Raw genomic sequence first — 22,655 nt, forward strand, 5'->3', positions numbered from 1 at the left:
GATTATATCATGAACTCTTCTTTTCTCCCTTTCGCACTCCCAGAAATCAGCCAAGAAGAAATTGATGAAGTCATTGACTCACTTAAAACAGGCTGGATAACCACCGGACCTAAAACCAGAAGATTTGAACAAGATTTTGCGCAATATTTAGGTTCCGATGTTGAAGCCATAGCGGTAAATTCAGCCACGGCAGGGTTGCATTTAGCATTAGAAGCCATTGGTATTCAGCCGGGTGATGAAGTCATCGTTCCGACCTATACCTTTACGGCAACCGCAGAAGTTGTCCGTTATTTGGGAGCTCACCCTATTTTTGTTGATTCTTTACCTGACAGCCTGAATATTGACCCAATAGCAATAGAAAAAGCCATAACCGCCAAAACTAAAGCAATTATGCCGGTACACTTTGCAGGTTTATCCTGTGATATGGATGCCATTATTGCAATAGCTAAAAAATTCAATCTACGAATCATTGAAGATGCCGCCCATTCATTTCCGACTTTATATAAGGGAAAGAAAATTGGCACGCTAGATACCGATGTCACCGTATTCAGCTTTTACGCGAATAAAACCATGACGACAGCGGAAGGTGGCATGCTAGTCTCCAGACATCCAGATATCATAAAAAGAGCAAAAATAATGCGCCTCCACGGCATTAGCAAAGACGCCTTTGATCGATATCAATCTAAAATACCTGCCTGGTATTATGAAGTGATTGAACCAGGCTATAAATATAACATGCCCGATATTTGTGCATCTATCGGCATCCATCAATTACAGAAAATAGACACTTTCCACAAGAAAAGAGAGGCAATGGCTAAACTCTATGATGATGAATTAAAAGATCTACCGATTATCTTACCCACTAAACCTCAAGAATCTAATAGCCAACACGCCTGGCATCTATATACCATTAGATTAAATGATCAAGTCAAAATATCCAGAGATGACTTTATTATAAAAATGGCAGAAAAAAATATCGGCTGCTCTGTCCATTTTATTCCACTACACAAACAACCCATCTGGAAAAATACCTATTCTCTTAACGAAAACAACTTCCCAGTCGCAGAAGAAAACTTTAAAAGAATTGTATCCATCCCTTTATATACAAAAATGACCAAAGAAGACCAAATATACGTTATCAAAACAATTAAAGAGATCTTGGCATAAATGATGACATATTATTTAGCTATAAAAAGGCTTTTTGATTTTACTTCTTCTCTCATTGGAATCATCCTACTATTCCCTATTTTAATCACGATTGCTATCTGGATAAAAATCGATTCGAAAGGACCTATTTTTTTCCGACAAAAACGAGTAGGCCAATATAATCAAGATTTTTATATTCATAAATTTAGGAGCATGACGACGGGATCAGAGCAAAAAGGACAACTCACTATTGGTCATGATCTCCGTATTACCCACTCTGGAAAATTTATACGCAAATATAAAATTGATGAATTAGCTCAACTGATTGACGTTGTCCGAGGAAAAATGAGCTTAGTCGGGCCAAGACCGGAAGTACCACAATTTATGGACAAATACCCGGATGATGTCAGAAACAAAATATTATCGGTAAAACCCGGCATCACAGATTTGGCTTCTATAGAAATGATCGATGAAAACCAGATATTAAGCCAATATCAAGATCCTCATCAAGCCTATATCGATATTATTATGCCGATAAAAGCCAAGTACTACTTAGAATACATAGATAAAAAGTCATTTTTCTATGACCTGAAGATTATTTTCAAAACAATTTACAAAGTAGTTTTTAGGTAATTAACCATTATGAACAAGAGAATATTTTTCAACCAAGACAGATTAATTAAAACCATCGTCCTTCTGATTGTAGATATATTTATCATTATTATTTCATACTGGCTGAGCATGTGGCTACGCCTTGATAGAGAAGTGCCCATTTACAGTTTACAGCATTGGTTAACCATTATATTCACCATACCTTTCACGCTATTTATTTTCTTAAGAATTGGCTTTTATAGATCGATATTAAAATATGTCAACATGAGTATATTGAAATGGGCCATTATTGGTTCATTTCTATCTACTCTACTATTGACTGCAATTTCCTTATACCAACAAGCCTTTTTACCCAGAACTGTACCGATTATCTACTTCTCTTTTCTGGTTATCTCACTCTGCGGTACAAGATTTATCTATAGAACGCTACGTAATTTACTAAAATATAAAGGTGCTCCGGTTATCATATACGGAGCAGGAGAATCTGGCCGGCAACTGTTACCCATATTAAGAGAACATAGAGAATTCAACCCGATTGCTTTTGTTGATGACAATGCTAAATTACACAATTTATCTATTCATGGAGTTTATGTCTTCTCTTCAGAGAAGATAACCATCTTAGTAGAAAAATATAATATAAAGAAAATATTATTAGCCATACCCAGTGCATCAATATCTAATAGAAAAAAAATACTAGAAAGACTCCAAAAAGAACATTGTGAAATCCTCACCATTCCAAGTTTCAATGATCTGGTTGAAGGCAAAGCGCAAATAAACTCACTGAAGCGCGTTTCCATTAACGATCTGTTAGGAAGAGAACAAGTTGATCCACTACAAAGTCTACTCAGTAAAAACATCAAAAACAAAAATGTGCTTATTACCGGTGCCGGTGGTTCAATCGGATCAGAATTATGCAGGCAAATCATTACTCAATCTCCCTCTCAGATAGTCCTATTTGAATTAACCGAATATTGTCTCTATTCAATAGAAAAAGAGTTACAAAAGATAAACTCAGATAGAGATTTGAATATAACGATTACTGCAATTTTAGGAGATATAAAAGATTCAGAAAAGATAGCTAGAATAATCAATAAATTTAACATTAACACCATATACCACGCAGCGGCATATAAACATGTTCCACTGGTAGAAATGAATACCATAGAGGGCATTAATAACAATATCTTTGGCACCCTCTCACTGGCTCAAGCAGCAATTAACCAAAAAGTTGAAAAATTTGTATTAATCTCTACCGACAAAGCCGTCCGCCCGACGAATACCATGGGCGCAACAAAAAGATTTGCCGAGCTTATACTACAAGCTTTTGCTAAAGAGCACAGTTATACAAAATTCTCAATGGTTCGCTTTGGCAACGTCCTTGGCTCATCCGGTTCCGTTGTCCCCCTATTCGAAAAACAGATAAAAAGTGGTGGACCGATAACCCTCACTCACAAAGACATTACCCGTTACTTCATGACAATCCCAGAAGCGGCTCAATTAGTCATCCAGGCAGGAGCACTGGGCAATAATGGCGACGTCTTTGTTCTGGATATGGGAGAATCAGTAAAAATTTATGATCTCGCCCGGAAAATGATCCATCTTTCCGGCCTGACAGTGAAAGATGAAACCAATCCTCATGGTGATATCGAAATCAAAATTACCGGATTAAGACCCGGTGAAAAACTTTATGAAGAACTCTTAATTGGTGATAACGTCTCTGGCACTAATCACCCAAGAATCATGACAGCCAATGAAGTTTTTCTGACCTGGGATAAATTAAACCCATTATTAAATGACTTAAAAACATCTTGTGAAAATTACGATTTTGAAAATATTAGGCAGATCCTGATTAATGCTCCTATTGATTTTCATCCTAAAGATTATATTTACGATCTTTTAAAATAATACTTACAAATACACTCATGTCATGAAACTGGCTGAAAATCATATTACCGACATTAGCCTTCTAGACAAATAATAATCCTATGAAATTTTTAACACACGAGAAATTAAAAATCAAATAATTCGAAAATTAAAATAACAAGCTAACAAAAACCTCATTATTAGATATACCCTATGGATTTCAAGATGGATCGCGGCGGCAAGGGAGCGAATCCCCGGGAGCATAGGTAACTATGTGACCGGGGTGAGCGAATGCAGCCAACAAAGAGGCAACTTGAAAGATGACGGGTATATATCATATGCATTATACTTCCTTCATTTCCTCCTTAAACAAAGGAGAATGATTAAACATCTGGAAATTATAAAGCTAGCCTCTTAGCACGAGTCTATAAATTTATGAAACAGTACCCAAATGGCTATATTCATCAACCGTAAAGTAACAGCCAATGCCTACGGACTCTCCTCTGGTGTCTTCTGGGGGCTAAGTGGCGTACTTTTCGCATTATTACTAAAAAACACCGCACTTTCCTGTTGTTTCTTCATTCCCATCATACTCGCATTCCTAAATGATACGATTTCATGCGGATATATGTTTATATATCTTGTAGTGAAAGGAAAATACCGAGCGATACGCCTTATCCCCAAAAACAAGAAAAATGGCATAATTGTATTGGCGGCTATATTTGGTGGCCCAATGGGCATGTCTTGTTATATCTTAGCTATTCAATACATTGGCATTAGCTACACAGCAACTATTTCAGCAACCTACCCGGCTATTGGCGCACTCATTTCTTTTTTCCTACTTAAAGATCGCATTCACCTTATCGGCATATTGGGATTAATATTGGCCGTTGTATGTACTATGATACTCGGTTATTCAGCATCAACTCAGACAACATCTGGCTGGATAGGCTTTTTCTTTGCTTTTATATGCGCACTAGGCTGGAGTTCCGAAGTTGTTATCAGCTCTTACGGCATGAACAAAGATATACCTGCTGATATTGCTTATTTCATCAGGCAATTATCATCCTCTGTGGGCTATTTAATCATGATCATATTATTCATTCACTCCTTTCCTGGAGTTACACATATTTTTTCAAATATAGAATTATACTCCTTATTATTTTTCACCTCTCTGGTCGCCACACTATCGTACCTCTTCTACTACAAAGCAATCTGCATGCTTCAACCTATCCGTGCGATGAGTTTAAACATCACCTATGCTATCTGGGCAGTCATCTTTGCTTATTTGCTGGTAGATGAACCCATTTCTATAAAACTAATACTCCTATGCGTAGGCGTCTCTGCCGGTTCATTGCTAACTGCCGTAAATCCACTTAATATCAAAAAATTGATTCTGACGCTTAAATGAGTGTGATTCTATTCACAACAAGTTTAAATTCGTTTTACGGCTATAGTTAAAGAAAACTACTAAAACTCTACTGAGCATCAATAATATATTACCAAATATCCCCGAACCTACGCTAACCACTCTCCCCCTCTTCTCTGACCTTTTAGATAACCATCACTACTGAATTTACCTATACCGCTAAAGATTACAGATTGCAGAATTAGGAATATCGTTACCTCACCAATCACAATGCTAAATAAACATAAAGTCACAATTAAGCTTTACTACCAGATGGATATCACGGCAATACTGCCACATCCTGAGGCGAATGGAACATAAGGAAACCTGTTGAAAAACAAAGCACATAGTACGTTGTTGGTAAGAGCTAACCGCCATTCCGTGAGCAGCAATACAGATTTCAGCTAACTCTATTCTACCAATTAGTTAAACAAGTAGTTTGTTAAACTTGACCCAGAAGAGTTTACAGTCTAATCTCCCCCCAACTAGTTACAAAATCTTATCCCCCATTACTTTTTGTTAAGACAGACAAAAGTATTGGAAAATCAGTGCAATAGATAAGATTTCCGAATATTACAGGCACTCTGGGAGCCAAAAACCTAGTGCGGTAGCTTTATCTAATGACTCTTAAATATGTTGATTTAGATTTTTCATCTCTATAAATACGTATGCAAGAAAATTTCCACGTGTTAGGCAAAAGCTATTAAATAATTTCATTTAGTGGTTCTCGTGAAATTACCCCAGACTTAAAAACAATATATTATTTGGTCAAATTCATATGAAAGGCATCATCTTAGCCGGTGGTTCCGGCACCAGATTATACCCTATAACAATAGGTGTATCTAAACAGCTCCTCCCGGTATACGATAAGCCAATGATCTATTATCCATTATCAGTACTGATGCTAGCAGGGATAAAAGACATTCTTATTATTACAACCCCTGAAGATCAAATAAACTTCAAACGCCTTTTGAACGACGGAAATAGCTTAGGAATAAAGATTAGTTACGCAACTCAGGATAAACCTGAAGGACTGGCCCAAGCATTCATTATCGGTGAAGATTTCATTGGTGATGACTCAGTTTGTTTAGTTCTAGGAGATAATATCTTTTGGGGACAAGCTTTCTCACCAAAACTACAAAAAGCATCTTCCCAAAAAACTGGAGCTACCATCTTTGGTTATCAAGTAAAAGATCCTGAACGTTTTGGAATTGTTGAATTCGATGACCAGATGAAAGCGATTTCTATTGAAGAAAAACCTAAAAAACCCAAGTCTGACTATGCTGTCACAGGTCTTTACTTCTATGACAATCGGGTTATTAATTTCGCTAAGAAAGTCACTCCATCAGATCGTGGTGAATTAGAAATCACATCAATTAACCAGATGTATCTTAATGATAATTCTTTAAATGTAGAACTCCTTGGCCGCGGTTTTGCATGGCTAGATACAGGCACCCATGACAGCTTACTAGAAGCCGCCACCTTTGTTGAAACTATTGAAAAGCGCCAAGGCTTTAAAATTGCTTGCTTAGAAGAGATTGCATGGCGTAACGGCTGGCTGAATGAAAATGATATAGCCAAAGCTGCTAACTCTATGTCAAAAAACGGATATGGAAAGTATTTACAATCTCTTATTCAGAGGAAGATATGAGTTTAATAAAACTAATTGATTTTAAAATTCTTGGTGATGAGAGAGGACAGCTAATTTCATTAGAAGGAAACAAAAATATCCCTTTTGAAATAAAGAGAGTTTATTACATATTTAATACTAAATCCGGTGTATCAAGAGGTTTCCATGCACATAAGGAGCTCAAACAAATTTTATTTGCTGTAAAAGGAAGTTGCAGAATACGACTCGACAATGGAAAAATAACAGAAGATATCATCCTAAATCAACCTCAAAAAGGTATATTGATAGACTCATTTATATGGAGAGAAATGCATGATTTTTCAGAAGATTGTGTTTTAATAGTTTTAGCAAGCCAGCATTATGATGAATCCGATTATATAAGAGATTACAAAGTTTTTTCTGATATATATAAAAACACTCATTAGAATAGAATCTCGATTTTTAATTAATTATATTTAATAACATATTATTTTTGGCTGATAAAGATGATCAATTTTCTTGATTTAAAAGCAATAAATAAAAAATACGAAAACGAATTAAAAGAAGCTAGTTCAAGAGTAATAGATTCAGGCTGGTACATAATGGGGAAAGAGTTAGAATCTTTTGAAAAAGAATTTGCAGAGTATTGTGGCACAAAACATTCGATCGGTGTCGCTAATGGCTTAGATGCTTTAATACTAGTCCTCAGAGCATGGAAAGAATTAGGTAAAATAAAAGATGGTGATGAAGTTATTGTACCTGCAAATACTTATATCGCATCAGTATTAGCGATTACAGCAAATAATTTGAAGCCCGTTCTCATTGAGCCAGATCAAAATACATATAACTTAAGCCCTAATAATATAATATCCGCAATCACAGAAAAAACAAAAGTTATTTTGCCCATACATTTGTATGGTCAAATCTCACCAATGCCTGAAATCATGAAGATTGCCAATGAATACAATCTATTAGTACTAGAAGATAGCGCACAAGCGCATGGAGCTGAAATAGTGGGTAAAAAAGCCGGTAGCTGGGGTAATGCATCAGGATTTAGTTTTTATCCAGGAAAAAACCTTGGTGCTTTGGGTGATGCAGGTGCAATTACAACAAACGATGAAGAATTAACAACCACTATAAAAGCATTACGTAATTATGGCTCACATGAAAAATATAAAAATATTTATCAAGGCATTAACAGTCGATTAGATGAGCTTCAAGCTGCATTTCTCTCTGTAAAATTAAAATACCTAAATATCGAAACAGAATATCGACGTAGCATTGCAAAGCATTATTTAGAGAATATTAATAATCCATACATAAAATTACCTATCACCATTGAACAAAATGCACTCCATCCAGAAAACCATGTTTGGCATTTGTTTGTAATTAATTGTTCACATAGGGAAAAACTCCAACAATATCTTTTTGAAAAAGGTATCCAAACGTTGATTCATTATCCTATCCCTCCTCATAAACAAACAGCGTATTCAGAATGGAATACATTAAATTTCCCTATTACTGAAAAAATTCATCAGCAGGTACTTTCACTCCCCCTTGACCCTACTATGAACATTGAAGCAATCGAATATGTTATCGATATAGTTAATGGTTTCAAGCCATGAAACGGCTCTTAAAAGTTTCTGTAATGACAGGACTTCAAACTCTATTGCGTATGGCGATGGGGTTTGTTATTGCAAAAGTTGTAGCTATTTATACTGGACCTACAGGAATGGCGATGTTGGGTCAAGTACAAAGTATGGTCGGCAGCCTAAATGGTGTGATTAACGCTCCGGTGAATAGTGGTATTGTACGCTTTACTGCGGAGTACCACACAAAAGGATTTAAAGCCTGCTCTCCATGGTGGAAAGCCTCACTTTACTGGGTTATTGTTATTACCGCTTTTACGATACCCATAGGATTGATATTCTCATCATATATTGCAAGCTGGCTTTTACATGACTCTTCACTGGCTTGGGTAGTTATTGTAACTGTATTTGTGCTACCTTTTTCGGCATTAGGCACGTTATGCAATTCAGTTATTAATGGTCAGCAACACTATCGCCGTTTTGTCGGTTTAGGGATGCTATCAACTCTGATTTCTTCTGCTGTTATGATTGGTTTAATTATTGCTGCAAATATTCAAGGTGCATTACTTGCAGCTACAATACAGTCAGCGCTAATAGGTATAGTAATGCTACTAGCAAATTTACGTCAACCTTGGATGAAACTTCGCTATTGGTGGGGAAAACAAGATACTCAGGCACGTAAAGATATAGCTAGTTACATGCTGATGGCTTTAACAAGTGCTTTGACCATTCCTATTTCCTTGATATTAGTAAGGAATATTCTAATATCCCATGTTGGTTGGAATGTCACCGGTTACTGGCAAGCTGTATGGAAAATTTCTGAAGTATATTTATCGGTGATTACATTATCTCTAAGCACATATTACCTACCCAAATTATCATCATTAAATACATATGTCGAAATTAGGAAAGAAATAAACCATACCGCTAAATTTATCATGCCCATTGTTATGATATTGGCATTTGGAGTCTACTTTTTTCGAGATACTGCTATAAGAATTTTATTTACTCCAGAGTTCATTGAAGCCAGAAATTTATTTGCTGTTCAATTATGTGGTGATGTTATCAAAATTTTATCTTGGTTATATGCTTACCCTATGTTATCCCGTGGTTCAACCAAGTGGTTTATTTCAACAGAAATCATCTTTTCAGTATCACTTGTATTATTAAGCTATTTATTCATACAACAGTTTGGAGTTAAAGGCGCTAATATTGCCTATTTAGTAAGTTACTTAGCATATTTCATATTTATTTATGTAAATCTAAAAAGAATCGCGAGGTTCTGATTATAGTAGCCCACATAAAATTATTTACTAAGAAGTTCATATTAAAATTCATTTATATATTTTTATCCATATAGACAACCACTATAATTACTATAAATAGCTATCACCTTTAGTGTAAAATAAACTATCTTTTATAGATAAAATTACCATAAAAACGATAGATTACTTATTTTTCATAAAGTATAAAGAAAATCAAGAAGCCATATTTAATGCTTATTTTCACCTATAAATAGATGATGAGATCATAAAGGTATATACCCGTAATCATTGAAGATGCTTGATTTTATCCGAAATGGAGATCATTATCCTCGCTATGAAAATATTTATTACATCAGAACAAAAAATCAAACTTGAACGCCTTCACGACACCACTCGCGATGGTCAGGTACGAGACAGAATAAAAGCTATCCTTCTGGCTTCTGAAGGGTGGAGTTCTATGATGATAGCCCAGGCATTGCGACTCCATCAGACCACTGTTGACCGCCATATCAGTGATTACCTTAATCACGGTAAACTTAAATCGGGTAATGGGGGCTCTGACAGTTTGCTTTCCCGAGAACAAACTGATTTTTTAATCAACCACTTATCTCAACATCTTTTCCATCACACCCATGAAATCGTGGCCTATGTTGCTCAGCTCTGGAAGATTACCTTTAGCATTCCCGGCATGAATAAATGGCTACACCGTCAGGGGTTTTCTTATAAAAAACCTTGTGGTGTCCCTCATAAATTCGATGTAGAAAAACAGCAACAATTTATTGAATACTATGAAAATCTTAAAGTTGCCGCGAAAGATGAACCCATCCTTTTCCTTGACGCTGTTCACCCGACTCAAGGCACCAAACTCGGTTATGGCTGGATGCGGAAAGGCGAGAAAAAAACAGTCAAAACAACAGGAAGCCGGACTCGCCTGAATATATTGGGCGCGCTCAACCTGAATGCCATTGGTCGTACCGTGTTCCAGGAATATCAGACCATCAATGACTACAACATTTGCTGTTTTTTCAATGAAATAAGAAAGTCTTATCCTGACTACCATCAAAAAATTCACCTTATTGTGGATGGAGCGGGTTACAACAAAGCTCATCTTGTTAAGGAGTGGGCTTATGTTAGCAATATTGAGTTACATTACCTTCCTCCCTATAGCCCAAATTTAAACCCAATAGAGCGATTATGGAAGGTCATGAATGAACAGGTTCGAAATAACCGTTATTTCGCGGATAAACATGAATTTCGAGACAAAGTCTTCAAATTTTTCACCACAACGCTACCGGATATAGCGGACTCGCTGATGTCTAGAATTAACGACCATTTTCAGGTGCTAAAAACTGCATCTTGAAGTTTCTTGGGTATAAGCTATCTAGACTAAGTAGGGGAAATTATCACAATAATAACATATAATTTCATTAAATTAGCTCACATTAGAATGTTAGGTATAATGTAACTTATACTATATAGTCGGGTATATCAGGATTCACAAATGAAGCATTGTCTATTTTATATGCCGTCAGATATTTATGGCGGGACCGAGTTACTATTTACTAGATTAGCTAATAAACTAACTAATAACTACATTGTCACGTTGTTAGTCAAAAATAGTGATTTGGTAAAATTATTTACATTAGATGACCGTATTAATATAACTTTAATATCGGATATTAATGACTTTAAATTTGACCACGTTGTTATTAGCGCACAAGATATGCGCGGATTTTATGAATATAATGTACGTTTTGATAATATACTTATTTGGCAATTGCAACCAGATGAATTATGTGCTCCAATATTAAAATATATAAACAGGTTAAGAATATTAAATATTAACATAGGGAGTTTATCTACTTTTTTAATAAACATCTTATACTATAAAAGAAAAAAAAATCTAATCCAGTTTGCTAATAAACTAATAGAGAATTTTAGTTTGGTATTCATGGATAAACCTAATTATGATACAACATGTCAATGGCTAAATTTAAATTTATGTGATATCTATTATTTACCAATAACTTCAGAAACTAGACGAAAACGAATCACTGAACCTAAAGTAATAAATACTAAATTAGTTATTTCTATTATCTCAAGAATTTCTTTTGATTTTAAATATTATCCTATTTACTGTTTTATCGAAAACTTATTTAAAACAAATTACGAGATTGAATTAAATATTGTTGGGGATGGAGCAGCATTAAATAAATTAAAAAATAAAGTAAAGAAACTTAAAAATGAAAAATCTAATATAGACATTATTTATCATGGCTTTATGAAAAATGAGGCTGTATTTAATGAGATTTACCCCAAAACAGATCTAGTTGTAGGAATGGGAACCTCAATATTAGACTCTTCATCTATAGGAATACCATCACTAATAATGAATCTCCACTCCTCCTACATAAAGGCAAGTAAAATAAAATATAATTGGAGTTATGAACAAGAAGGATTTTCTGTTGGTGAATATATAACAAGTTCAAACTCGAAAAATAATGGATATGATTTAAATGAGATAATAGAAAAACTGTATAAAAATAACACTATCATAGCCAACAAAACATATAACTACTACATTCATCATCATTCGAGTAACGCTACATTATCCCGCTTTTTACTTGCCCTAGAAAATAATAAAAAAATAGATGATAATTTATTTAAAAATCATATGAAAAATATTATTTCATCTAATTATTCATCAGAAAAATTTATTGACGTTTTCTTTTCTACGATTAGGTTTTTTAAAAAGCATTATGAATTCTATCTACGTAAGTGATTATATTTTAATTAAGCAAGAGACTATACCAAAAGACTTTTTTATCTTATTTATTTTTGTTTATACATTCCTGTTATTAGTAATAAACACATACAACCGAATAGCAGCGTCATTTCTTTTCTTCTGTTTTCTTATATTTTTATCTATATATTTTCCATTAAATGGCCCAGACAAAGGATCGTATCAAGAAATTTTTGGACATCTGAAATCTTTTTCTGATGTTTTTCAATATTTTAATACTGTCGACTCCCCTGTTTATTATTTCTTTAATATTCTCACACAAAAAATAGGGATAAATACTTATCTTTTTTTTGCCATTCAAAATATTTTAATAACAATATCTTTAGCATATATAGCAATAAAATTAAGAAACGGAATCTATATATCTTTATCTTTATTTTTCACTCACTTATTGGTTCCATTTTCAACAAGAATTCATTTACTCACTTTACTATGTATTTTTATTTTCATTTCTTATAAAAACATCACACGCTATTTCGCATCAATTCTTTTATTTGGTATTCATCCTATGGGTTCTATTTTACCCTTACTAGTTTTTAACTCCGAAGATATTAGATTTAAAATCAAGCTAAAAAATATCATTATCTTTTTTGTCATTTTTTCTACGGCGTTATGGGGATATGATTTTCTTTACTTTAAATTTGAACAATATGTATACAACAGTTCAGTGTATACAAATGAATCTTCAGGATTAGGTATTTCGTTTGTCATTAATATATATTTAGCAGTCGTTTGCTATCTCACGCTCGGTAATTACTTAAAAGGTATCGACAAAATAGTTATATTATTACCTCCATTTCTTTCTCTTTTAACTGTTTTTAGCCCAATGTTTAATCGGTTTTTATTTCCGTCTGATTTAATGATTGTACTCTTGTTTCTTAAATATCAGAAAGAACCCAAACTATTATTTCTAATAATTTGGATATTATTATCATCACTTAGATTTTATAAGAATTTTTTAGGTAATGGAGATTATATTTTATGAAATTTGTTTTTGAAAAACCCAATAATCAAAGTAATACCGGAATATTTTTTTTAAAACGCTCACTTTATCATTACTCCGATAATGTACAGTATAAAAAGTTTTCTTTCATTCATTTTTTCCGTCGAAAAATTTCAAAAAAAAATGATACAAAATATATCTTTTTTCCTTTAGATTATAAATCTTTTTTTTCTAAACGTATTGATCTTATTATTTTCCCTGACGACCCACTTAGGGCGATAAAAAGCATATCAAAGGTTAGATGGAGAAACAAAAATTATCTAAAATATTTATATCAAATTTTTAGATATTATTATATATTTTGTTTGATTTATTCTTTAAAAAACAATTTAATTTTAATAGTTTCAGATGATGATGTAAAAAGTCTTAAAAAGCGCTTTCCAAAACATAACATACAATACTTTCATCACCCTATACAAAATCAATTAATGAAAGTCGAGCCATGTATTTTTTCACACGTCATAAAGAAAGTCGCTTTTCTAAATTTACAAGATCACTATTGTAATGATCCGAAACATTTCTTTAAAGGCTTTAATAATGTGATTCTAACAAAAGAACTCAATGATATTCAGTTTTATTTTCATGGTTCTGGTCGGAAGCCTTGGATTAATACTGCATTAAATTTTTTAAATTCATCCAACTGTTTTAATGTTGATTATATTGAAGATTTTATAACCTTTAATAAAAATATTGATATTGTAATTATGCCATTATCTGCCGGTGCTGGAGTGAAAAATATTTTATTGAATTCTATTTACTTAAATAAGGTTGTTTTTGGTAGTGAAGAGGCTTTTTCTGGTATACCATCTAAATTAGCTAATAATTTTATAATTTCAAGTGCTAATGAATTAATGAATAAGCTACAATATCTTAATGATATTAAGAAAGACTATTTAGAATTGAGAAATTATGTACTTGAGCATCATGATATCTCAATGTTTAAATCTGATTTAAACCGTTTTTTTAATGAGTGTAATTGACGGTGGTTTGGGAAATCAACTCTTTCAATTAGCTTGAACTATTTATTTAAAAATAAAATATAACATTGATACAAAAATAGAATTATCTTTTTTAAAGATAAAAAAACAGCATAATAATGTAGATTACAGAAAAATATTCAGGGAAGAAAATTTGCCAACTTCTAAATATGAGAAAAACTTGCTTCTATTATTTGACAGATATCAAGGAAAGGTATTCAAAACTTTGATTCGCTCATTTAACATAATAAGTTTCCGAGACTATTTACTATATAATTATAACGCTGATATGGATTTTAACTTTAACATAGTTGAATCACTTAAAAAATGTAAATATTAGATTGGCTATTTTCAAAATGGGGTACTTCATAAAATAAATAGCTTTGATTTTTATCTTAAAAAGATTGGAGTTCATATATATTATCCAGAAGTATCTTTGGCTGGAGGGTTGCATTCTTGAGTGATAATTTTTGTAATAAAAAAATTGTATTGCCCAGGCATAATGCCCAGTTTATGTCAAAAAAAGTAACGATAAAATTAGGTGGTTTTACCAGTATGTCTAGATTTTTTACTATATTAATGTGTGTGAATCGTGATGATGGTTTCCTAGATGAAGCAATTAATAGTATTCTGAATCAGACATATCACAACTTTGAATTTATTATCGTAGCTAATAATTGTACTGATAAACTTTGGAATAGTTTGCAAGACTATAATGATGATAGAATTAAATGTTATAGAACAAATATAGGACAGCTTTCTTTTAATTTAAATTATGGTTTAAATATATCTACTGGTGAATATATAGTTAGAATGGACGCTGACGATATATCATTATCTGATAGGTTAGAAAATTTAAATTTACAAATAGATAAAAATAATAAACCGGATGTTATAGGAACTTCAGTTTTATTTATTGATGAAAACTCTACCGTTTTAAATAAATACACACCACCAATGAAAAAATTTATCCAAACAATTCCATTTAAAAATATTTTTGTTCACCCTACAGTAGCAATTAAAAGAGCTACTTTAATTAAAGAAAAAGGATACTTAGGAGGATTTCAATCTGAAGATTATGATCTCTGGATAAGACTATTACGGAATAAGAAATATCACCTATGCAATGTGGATATTGTCACATTGAAATATAGAATATCTGTTAATCAATCAAGAGGCTCTAGATTACCATATGCAGAAAGTGCTTCATATTGTTTACGGGAGTTTCTTTTAAGACCAAGGCTTATCTGGTTACTGGGGTTCATGATTAGCTCATTGAAAGTTTTTATTCTACCAAAAAAGTGATTTATCTTAATGAATGTTATACATACTGTTGTAAATACATTTACTGCAAAAAGATTTATTGAGCCATTAATTTTATCTGAAATTGAATATGGATTAAAAAGCTCACTTTTAGTTGATCCGTTAAATGGCTCTTCCAAATTCTTGGATGCTTTGCGCTGTAAATATATTAAATCTAAATTTTGTTTTTCCTTAAATCCATTCCTATTGATTGTTAATTTAATTAGATTGATTTGTTTTTTTAAGAAAAACCATACGGATATTATCATATGCCATATGACTAAAGGTGCATTTCTACCATTATTAGCATCTTTTATATTTGGAATTAAAAGACGTGTTTATTATAATCATGGTGTCCCTTACATAGGATATTCTGGTTTATTAAAATATGCATTAAAATCCATTGAAAAAATAAACTGTTTTTTTGCCACGGATATCTTGACAGTAAATAAAGAACTGGTTCCCTATTTAAGCTGCCTAACATATAAAAATGTATCGGTGATTGGTTCAGGTTCTATTTCTGGACTACCTAATGAATTTTATGACAATAAATTATCCTTGTCATATATAGATGACCTTAAAGAGAAACATGGCATAGACAAAAATATGAAGGTTTTTATTTATGTTGGTCGCCCTCATAAACGAAAAGGATTTAATCTTCTATTAAAAAGCTTTGAAAAAACTTTTTCACACACAAATACAAAGCCCCTTCTCTTAATCGTTGGCTGTACATCTAAAGATGTAAAAACAGTTTTAGGCTATATTCCTGATAGTTTTAAAATTTATGATTCGGTGCTAGATATACACGAATTATATAAATGCTCTGACTTTGCTGTTTTACCTAGCTATCATGAAGGTTTAGGATATGCTTTATTAGAAGGTGCCGCAGCTTCCTGCATATTGCTAGGTAGCGATATTATTGGATTAAATGTATTATGTAGAAAGGAAAATTCAATAAAATTCACATTACAGATTGATGGTTTATCTACAGCATTACTCAAGGCTTTTCTAATGGATGAAAAAGAAAAAATGAAGATGGCATCTAGTTCTTTTACCATAGCAAATGAATTCCGTCAAAAAAGCGTAACTCAAAACTATATATCCTATCTATATTCAAAATAAGGTTATCATGAAAGCGTTAATTACAGGTATTACTGGTCAGGATGGTTCATACCTGACTAATTTTTTATTAGAAAAAGAACAGAGAGAAGGGATGATTTATGGCAACATCTCAGAATTACCAGAAAACCCTATCGCAAACGCTATAGTCGCTATGAAAGAAGAGGCAAAATTAAAGACCGGGTCAATATTGATGAACGCCCTGAATTCGTTGATAAAAAATAACATATTAGTGACCGGAAAGAGAATACGATAATAAGAAAAGATAAAAAAATGTATTATTAACACTCATTGACTGCAAAACGCTGTATACAATTATCGTTAAACTTGATAGCAAGTGAGCATCAGAAGTAGTAAAAATGGTAGTGAAAGTATTATACCCGTTAAAATCAGGGAGTAAGACCATCGCATTCGATAACGGTTTGGAGTTCGAAGACCATGAAATCATCAGTGAAAAAAATTAGAAACACAAATTTACCTTGCTCACCCTTACTCACCTTGGGAAAAAGGGATCAATGAGAATATTAATGTGTTAATTAGACAATACTTTCCAAAGGAAACCGATTTTAATAAAGTCTCTGATCAGGAAATAAACTTTGTGGCAAACTGATTAAATTATCGCCCCCAAAAAACTTAAGGAGGGAAAACACCGAATAAATTATTTGAGGGAATACGAACATGTTTACCTCCAGATTAACGATATTGCACTTATTTTATGTGAATCTACTGGTTATTATTATTGGAATCGCGGGATATTCATGTGTAAATCATCTCGCTTTTAAGAAAAATTATCATATCATTGGCGTGATGAAATTGCTAAAGAGCGAATCCTGCTAAATCGATAATAAATACTTTTCAAAAAATTTAAAAAGGTTTATCGTGAAAATTAGAAGTAGAGCGCCGCTAAGGTTAGGTATTGCCGGGGGAGGTACGGATGTTTCACCATATAGTGATGAGTTTGGCGGCTGTGTACTGAATGCCACAATCAACATGTATGCACATGCGTTTATAGATGATGATATCAAAGGCAACCAAGTTATTTTTGAAGCGAAAGATCTTGGAATAATAGATATCATTGAGTTAGATAATGACGTCTCTTTAGATGGAAATTTGGTACTTCATCGAGCTGTATATAAGCGCATTATGGAACAATATAACAAGGGCAAGTATATACCTCTAAGACTGACTACACAGTCGGATGCACCTCCAGGCAGTGGCTTGGGTTCTTCATCCACCATGGTAGTTGCTATGCTTGAAGGATTCCGTCAACTGCTTTCCCTACCACTGGGGGAATATGATATCGCTCAACTTGCATACGAAATAGAAAGACGAGACTGTAAACTATCTGGTGGTAAGCAAGACCAGTATGCAGCTACTTTTGGTGGCTTTAACTTTATAGAATTTTATGCAAATGATCGCGTTATCGTAAACCCTCTGAGAATGCGTCGCTATATTATTAGTGAGCTAGAATCTTCATTAATTTTGTTTTTTACTGGCACTTCAAGAGATTCTGCAAAGATAATCGACGACCAGATCAAATCTATTAAGAAAGATAACGGAGCTCGATTAGATGCAATGCACAAAGTGAAAGAATCTGCATACAAAATTAAAGAACTACTTTTTAAAGCAGATATCCTTGGTGTAGCGCAGGAGTTTCGCAATGCGTGGGAGTCAAAGAAAGCGACATCCCCATCAATTTCTAATGCTTTAATCGATGCTGTTGAATCCTCAATTCTTAATGCAGGAGCCATCTCAATGAAGATCTCTGGCGCGGGCGGTGGTGGATTTATGATGATATTTGTTGAGCCCGAAAATAAACTCGATGTCATTAAAGCATTGGAGCAATTTGACGGACATGTGCATAAATTCCAATTTACTAATGAAGGAGCCTACTCATGGACAATTTAGATTACATTAATACTTACCTATTAAATTCGATTAAAGTAAAACAAAAGTTAGCTGATGATATAGTAACCTTAAAAGCCATTTCTGATGTTGCTAATCTAATAGTTGATGCTTACACAAAAAATAATAAAGTTTTACTCGCAGGAAATGGTGGTAGTGCTGCCGACTCTCAGCATATTGCCGCAGAATTTGTGAGTCGCTTCTTTTATGATCGACCAGGATTACCTGCAATTGCAATGACTACCGACTCATCCATGTTAACTGCTATCGGCAACGATTATGGATTTGATAAACTGTTTGCCCGCCAACTACAGGCTCAAAGCAGACTAGGTGATATTTTTATTGGCATTAGTACTTCGGGCAACTCTCTGAATATAATAAAAGCTATTGAAGTTGCAAAAGAAGAAGGTGTTACTTCTGTAGTCTTATGTGGCTCAGGCGGAAAACTAAAAGATTTGGCAGATATAGCAATTTGCGTACCTGATTCTGTAACACCATATATTCAAGAATGCCATATTTGTATTGGTCATATGATTTGCGCCATTGTAGAAGCAAAAATTTTTCCTAAAGAGAAATTATAAATTATGTTTGAGGCGATAATTTTAGCCGGTGGGCAAGGGGCTCGATTAAAAGCCGTAACTGGTGATTTACCTAAGCCTATGGTAGATATAAATGGTAAACCTTTCCTTTATCGCTTAATGAAAAGGCTTGAAGAGCAAGGTTGTTCAAAAATAGTTCTTTCTCTCTGCTATCAAGCTGATTACATTATTGGATGCATACAAAAAGACCAACCAGTATCATGTGAAGTTGATTTCGTCATAGAAGAAACTCCTTTAGGTACTGGAGGAGCAATTAAGCTTGCTAGCTCAAAAATAAATTCATCCAAATTTTTAGTTTTGAATGGCGATACCATGTCAGAAATTAATTATAATTCAATAATTAATTTTTCGAATGATGCAGATTTAGTTATAAGTGGTGTATATATAGACGATGTTTCACGTTATGGAACTTTGAAATTAGATGAATACAATAATGTTTTAGCTATGCTAGAAAAAGGACTAACTGGTAAAGGTATTATAAATAGTGGTATCTATTTAATTAAAAAAGATTTAATAAGAAATTTTCCTTTAGAAAAATTTTCTTTCGAAAATGATTTCATCAAAAACTTTAACGGTATTTTTAAGGCATTTGTGTCTAATGGTTACTTTATTGATATAGGAATTCCAGAGGATTATTATAAAGCATGCAACACAATAAAATAAAAGTTGCTTTTTTAGATAGAGATGGAGTTATTAATAAGGAGGTCAACTATCTGCATAAGATTGAAGATTTTGAATATACTTCTAAATGTATAGTTGGGCTAAAAAAAATTCGTGATTTAGGATATGAAATTATCATCATTACTAATCAGGCTGGAATTGCTCGCGGCTATTATTCTGAGAAACAATATCAATTATTAACTGATTGGTATAGAAATGATTTAAAAGAAAAAGGAGTTGATATTTTAGATATATTCCATTGTCCTCATTACCCTGATGGTATTGTCCCAGAGTTATCAAAGGATTGTTATTGTAGAAAACCTTCACCTGGTATGATAGAGCAAGCTAGAAAAAAATATTCCATCGATATCAAAAGCTCTATATTAGTAGGTGATAAAAACTCTGATATACATGCTGGAGAACGTGCCGGAATTCCTCGATGTTTTTTAGTAAAAACTGGACATCCAACATCTGAGCCGACTGAGAATGCAATCCTTTCAAACAATTTGTTTACGATATCTAAATTAATTGAGTAAGGCAGCAATACGGGGTGCATAAAGCTCCCTGCTGACTAGGGAAACCACAAGATGGAATATACTCCTGTAGGCATCGATATTGCAAAACATCTTATACAGGCGCACTTCATTGATGAGAACACCGGTGAAATTGTTGACAAGCAAATTAGACGGGAGGCATTCCTGATCTATTTCAGGTCATCGGAAACCCTGTCTTATCGGCTGGAAGCGTGCGGAGGTGCTCAGCACTGAGCGCGTGAGCTTCAGAAGCTGGGACATCAAGTCAGATTGCTCAAGGGAAAATTCGTTAAGACATTTGTGATGGGCAACAAGAATGATGTGATGGATGCCCGGGCTATCTAGATGTCAGTTCAGCAACCCGTAAAATCCGTTGCCGTCAAAACAGAAGAACAGCAATCCATACTGACGCTTCATCGGATGCGCCAGCAACTGGTGAAGTTCAGAACCGCACAGATAAATGCACTACACAGCATGTTGCCTGAATTTGGCGAAACTCTCCATAAGGGCAGAGCCGCTCTAGCTAAGGAACTCCCAGACACTCTGGAACGTTTGGGAACATGGTTACCTACGTACCTGATAAGCCTGCTTGATGAGCAGTACCAGCGTCTTGCTGATCTGGATGCTCATATTGACGATGATATTGAAAAACAACTGTCGGCTGTGGCGAAGCAGAATAAAACCTGTCAGCGATTACTGGCAATCCCCGGGATTAACCCCCTCATTGCCACCGCTGCCGTCGCTACGATGGACGAAGCGTCAGCGTTTAAATCCGGCCGTGAGTTCGCTGCTTTTATCGGCCTAGTCTCGAAATAAACTGGGTCTGGCGATGAAATTCACCTACTCGGGATAAATACACCTACCTGCGAACGCTGTTTATCCACGGGGCAAGAGCAGCCTCACTGGTGGCAAACAAATTAGCCCGAACAGTCTGGGCAATGACAGCTCATCACAGCAGATATGACAAAAATTACGTCAGTGTCAGGCCGTATTAGCGGCTACAACTGACAAACATTCACGCTTAAGAATCAGAGTGAATGAGGAAAGGTTGCTCTGGCGGCCATAGCGATGACAAAGACAGGTAAGACCGTGACTTACTAAACATGAATAGTGCTATGGGCTTAAAGCCCGCAGGAAAATGAGATGTGAGTCAGCGAATGACATAGAGGCTCGCTAGCTATCAAGCAGCAATAAAGCCGGATATAAAGCTGCAACCTACCGTCGAAGTCAGAATCACGGATGCCCTTGCAAACAGGATGCGTTCATATAATACACTATGGCCTATAAAAAACTGGTCAAAGCAGGAAGATACCAGATTTCCAGTTAAAAAAACGGTTTTTCACGACGTTTCACTGCTCAATCACTCAATCGAAGCCTATCAACCATTAGCAGGGAGTTGAAAAGAAATCAAGAAATAAAAGAATATTGCCCGGAGCAAGCCCATCTTCAGGGGCTTTCTCGCCGTCATTCTACCAAGAAATCCACAAAAATGATCAAAGAAATAAAAAAATGGATAAAGCGGCTAATCTTGCAAGATTTCAATTCTGAACAGGCGGTTGACTATTTCAGAAAGTATAAAGGGACATCCTTATATCATGAGACCATTTATAGATTGACTTATAAAGACAAAATGGATGGAGGTGACTTATGGCAGCATCTCAGAATTACCATTAAATCGTATCGTAAACGATACGGCCGTTATGAAAGAAGAGGAAAAATTAAAAAAAGTCAGTATTAATGAACCCCCAGAAGTCGTTGATAAACAAGCTCGGATTGGTGACTGGGAAGGTGATACAATAATTAGAAAAGATAAAAAAGTGTATTATTAACGCTGATTGAACGTAAAACGCTCTATATAATCATTTTCAAACTGAATAAAAAACAAGCATCAAAAGTAACGGAAGCCACCGTGAAAGCTTTATAGCCATTTAAAGCAAAGGGTTAAAACAATGATGTTTGATAACGGTTTAGAATTTGGGAGTCATAAAATGATTAGTGAATAGTTAGATACAACGATTTACTTTTCCAATCTTTATACTCCTCGGGAGAAAGAGAAATAAATGAAAATATAAATAAGCTAATTCAGACAATATTTTCCAAAAGGGATAAACTTTAATAAAATCTCTGAACGAGAGATAAGATTTATCATAAACAGATCAAATAATCACTCCCGAAAGACTAGTGGTGGCAAAACTCCAAATAAACTATTTAAAGGGATACGAACTTATTTAATCTAAACTTAATTATTTCACACTTAATTTA

Annotated in this window: 18 protein-coding genes and 3 pseudogenes; all 21 read left to right on the forward strand. The window is 34.0% G+C overall.

What is annotated here, in order from left to right:
* Nucleotides 1-9 precede the first annotated feature (9 nt).
* A complete protein-coding gene (locus PluTT01m_RS24750) occupies nt 10-1,167 on the forward strand; it encodes a DegT/DnrJ/EryC1/StrS family aminotransferase (RefSeq protein ID WP_011148870.1) in 1,158 nt (385 codons plus the stop codon).
* Nucleotides 1,168-1,779, forward strand: a complete 612-nt coding sequence (locus PluTT01m_RS24755; RefSeq protein ID WP_011148871.1) for a sugar transferase — start codon at nt 1,168-1,170, stop codon at nt 1,777-1,779. It begins immediately after the preceding gene.
* A gap of 9 nt (nt 1,780-1,788) precedes the next feature.
* Entirely contained in the window at nt 1,789-3,663 is a 1,875-nt protein-coding gene (locus PluTT01m_RS24760) for a polysaccharide biosynthesis protein (RefSeq protein ID WP_011148872.1), read from the forward strand.
* A 409-nt stretch (nt 3,664-4,072) separates the two neighbouring features.
* On the forward strand, nt 4,073-5,032 hold the full coding sequence (locus PluTT01m_RS24765; protein ID WP_011148873.1) for a DMT family transporter: 960 nt from the start codon (nt 4,073-4,075) through the stop codon (nt 5,030-5,032).
* A 775-nt stretch (nt 5,033-5,807) separates the two neighbouring features.
* Nucleotides 5,808-6,680, forward strand: a complete 873-nt coding sequence (rfbA, locus tag PluTT01m_RS24770; protein WP_011148874.1) for a glucose-1-phosphate thymidylyltransferase RfbA — start codon at nt 5,808-5,810, stop codon at nt 6,678-6,680.
* Complete coding sequence (locus PluTT01m_RS24775; protein WP_011148875.1) at nt 6,677-7,084, forward strand: sugar 3,4-ketoisomerase; 408 nt, start codon at nt 6,677-6,679, stop codon at nt 7,082-7,084. Before rfbA ends, PluTT01m_RS24775 begins: the two co-directional genes overlap by 4 nt.
* Nucleotides 7,085-7,144: 60 nt before the next feature.
* The gene (locus PluTT01m_RS24780; protein ID WP_041380434.1) at nt 7,145-8,263 is read left to right on the forward strand and encodes a DegT/DnrJ/EryC1/StrS family aminotransferase; all 1,119 of its coding nucleotides are present in this window, start codon (nt 7,145-7,147) and stop codon (nt 8,261-8,263) included.
* A 23-nt stretch (nt 8,264-8,286) separates the two neighbouring features.
* Nucleotides 8,287-9,513 (forward strand): O-antigen translocase, encoded by a 1,227-nt coding sequence (locus PluTT01m_RS24785; RefSeq protein ID WP_324251485.1) that lies wholly within the window; start codon nt 8,287-8,289, stop codon nt 9,511-9,513.
* 313 nt (nt 9,514-9,826) lie between these two features.
* Nucleotides 9,827-10,852, forward strand: a complete 1,026-nt coding sequence (locus PluTT01m_RS24790) for an IS630 family transposase (protein ID WP_011148878.1) — start codon at nt 9,827-9,829, stop codon at nt 10,850-10,852.
* Between the two features lie 141 nt (nt 10,853-10,993).
* The gene (locus PluTT01m_RS24795) at nt 10,994-12,274 is read left to right on the forward strand and encodes a hypothetical protein (protein WP_011148879.1); all 1,281 of its coding nucleotides are present in this window, start codon (nt 10,994-10,996) and stop codon (nt 12,272-12,274) included.
* Nucleotides 12,252-13,280, forward strand: coding sequence for a Wzy protein (locus PluTT01m_RS24800; RefSeq protein ID WP_011148880.1), 1,029 nt, complete (start codon nt 12,252-12,254; stop codon nt 13,278-13,280). The genes PluTT01m_RS24795 and PluTT01m_RS24800 overlap by 23 nt, the downstream gene beginning before the upstream one ends.
* The gene (locus PluTT01m_RS24805) at nt 13,277-14,278 is read left to right on the forward strand and encodes a WblS protein (RefSeq protein ID WP_011148881.1); all 1,002 of its coding nucleotides are present in this window, start codon (nt 13,277-13,279) and stop codon (nt 14,276-14,278) included. The genes PluTT01m_RS24800 and PluTT01m_RS24805 overlap by 4 nt, the downstream gene beginning before the upstream one ends.
* Nucleotides 14,279-14,731: 453 nt before the next feature.
* Nucleotides 14,732-15,580: a glycosyltransferase gene (locus PluTT01m_RS24810; protein WP_229008971.1), complete on the forward strand. Its 849-nt coding sequence runs from the start codon at nt 14,732-14,734 to the stop codon at nt 15,578-15,580.
* Nucleotides 15,581-15,589: 9 nt separating this feature from the next.
* Nucleotides 15,590-16,699 (forward strand): glycosyltransferase, encoded by a 1,110-nt coding sequence (locus PluTT01m_RS24815; RefSeq protein WP_011148883.1) that lies wholly within the window; start codon nt 15,590-15,592, stop codon nt 16,697-16,699.
* Between the two features lie 7 nt (nt 16,700-16,706).
* Nucleotides 16,707-17,333: pseudogene (locus PluTT01m_RS24825) on the forward strand (IS30 family transposase).
* A 242-nt stretch (nt 17,334-17,575) separates the two neighbouring features.
* Nucleotides 17,576-18,604, forward strand: a complete 1,029-nt coding sequence (locus PluTT01m_RS24830) for a GHMP family kinase ATP-binding protein (RefSeq protein ID WP_011148885.1) — start codon at nt 17,576-17,578, stop codon at nt 18,602-18,604.
* On the forward strand, nt 18,592-19,182 hold the full coding sequence (locus PluTT01m_RS24835) for a D-sedoheptulose-7-phosphate isomerase (RefSeq protein WP_011148886.1): 591 nt from the start codon (nt 18,592-18,594) through the stop codon (nt 19,180-19,182). The genes PluTT01m_RS24830 and PluTT01m_RS24835 overlap by 13 nt, the downstream gene beginning before the upstream one ends.
* A gap of 3 nt (nt 19,183-19,185) precedes the next feature.
* Nucleotides 19,186-19,863 carry a nucleotidyltransferase family protein gene (locus PluTT01m_RS24840; protein WP_011148887.1) on the forward strand — a complete coding sequence of 226 codons (678 nt, stop codon included), beginning with the start codon at nt 19,186-19,188 and terminating at the stop codon, nt 19,861-19,863.
* Entirely contained in the window at nt 19,845-20,396 is a 552-nt protein-coding gene (locus PluTT01m_RS24845) for a D-glycero-alpha-D-manno-heptose-1,7-bisphosphate 7-phosphatase (RefSeq protein WP_011148888.1), read from the forward strand. Before PluTT01m_RS24840 ends, PluTT01m_RS24845 begins: the two co-directional genes overlap by 19 nt.
* Before the next feature lie 51 nt (nt 20,397-20,447).
* Nucleotides 20,448-21,388 (forward strand): annotated as a pseudogene (locus tag PluTT01m_RS24850) (IS110 family RNA-guided transposase).
* Nucleotides 21,389-21,669: 281 nt separating this feature from the next.
* A pseudogene (locus tag PluTT01m_RS24860) lies at nt 21,670-22,630 on the forward strand (IS30 family transposase).
* Nucleotides 22,631-22,655: the final 25 nt, after the last annotated feature.

Origin of the sequence: Photorhabdus laumondii subsp. laumondii (assembly GCF_003343245.1) — a bacterium.
GTDB classification, from domain to species: domain Bacteria; phylum Pseudomonadota; class Gammaproteobacteria; order Enterobacterales; family Enterobacteriaceae; genus Photorhabdus; species Photorhabdus laumondii.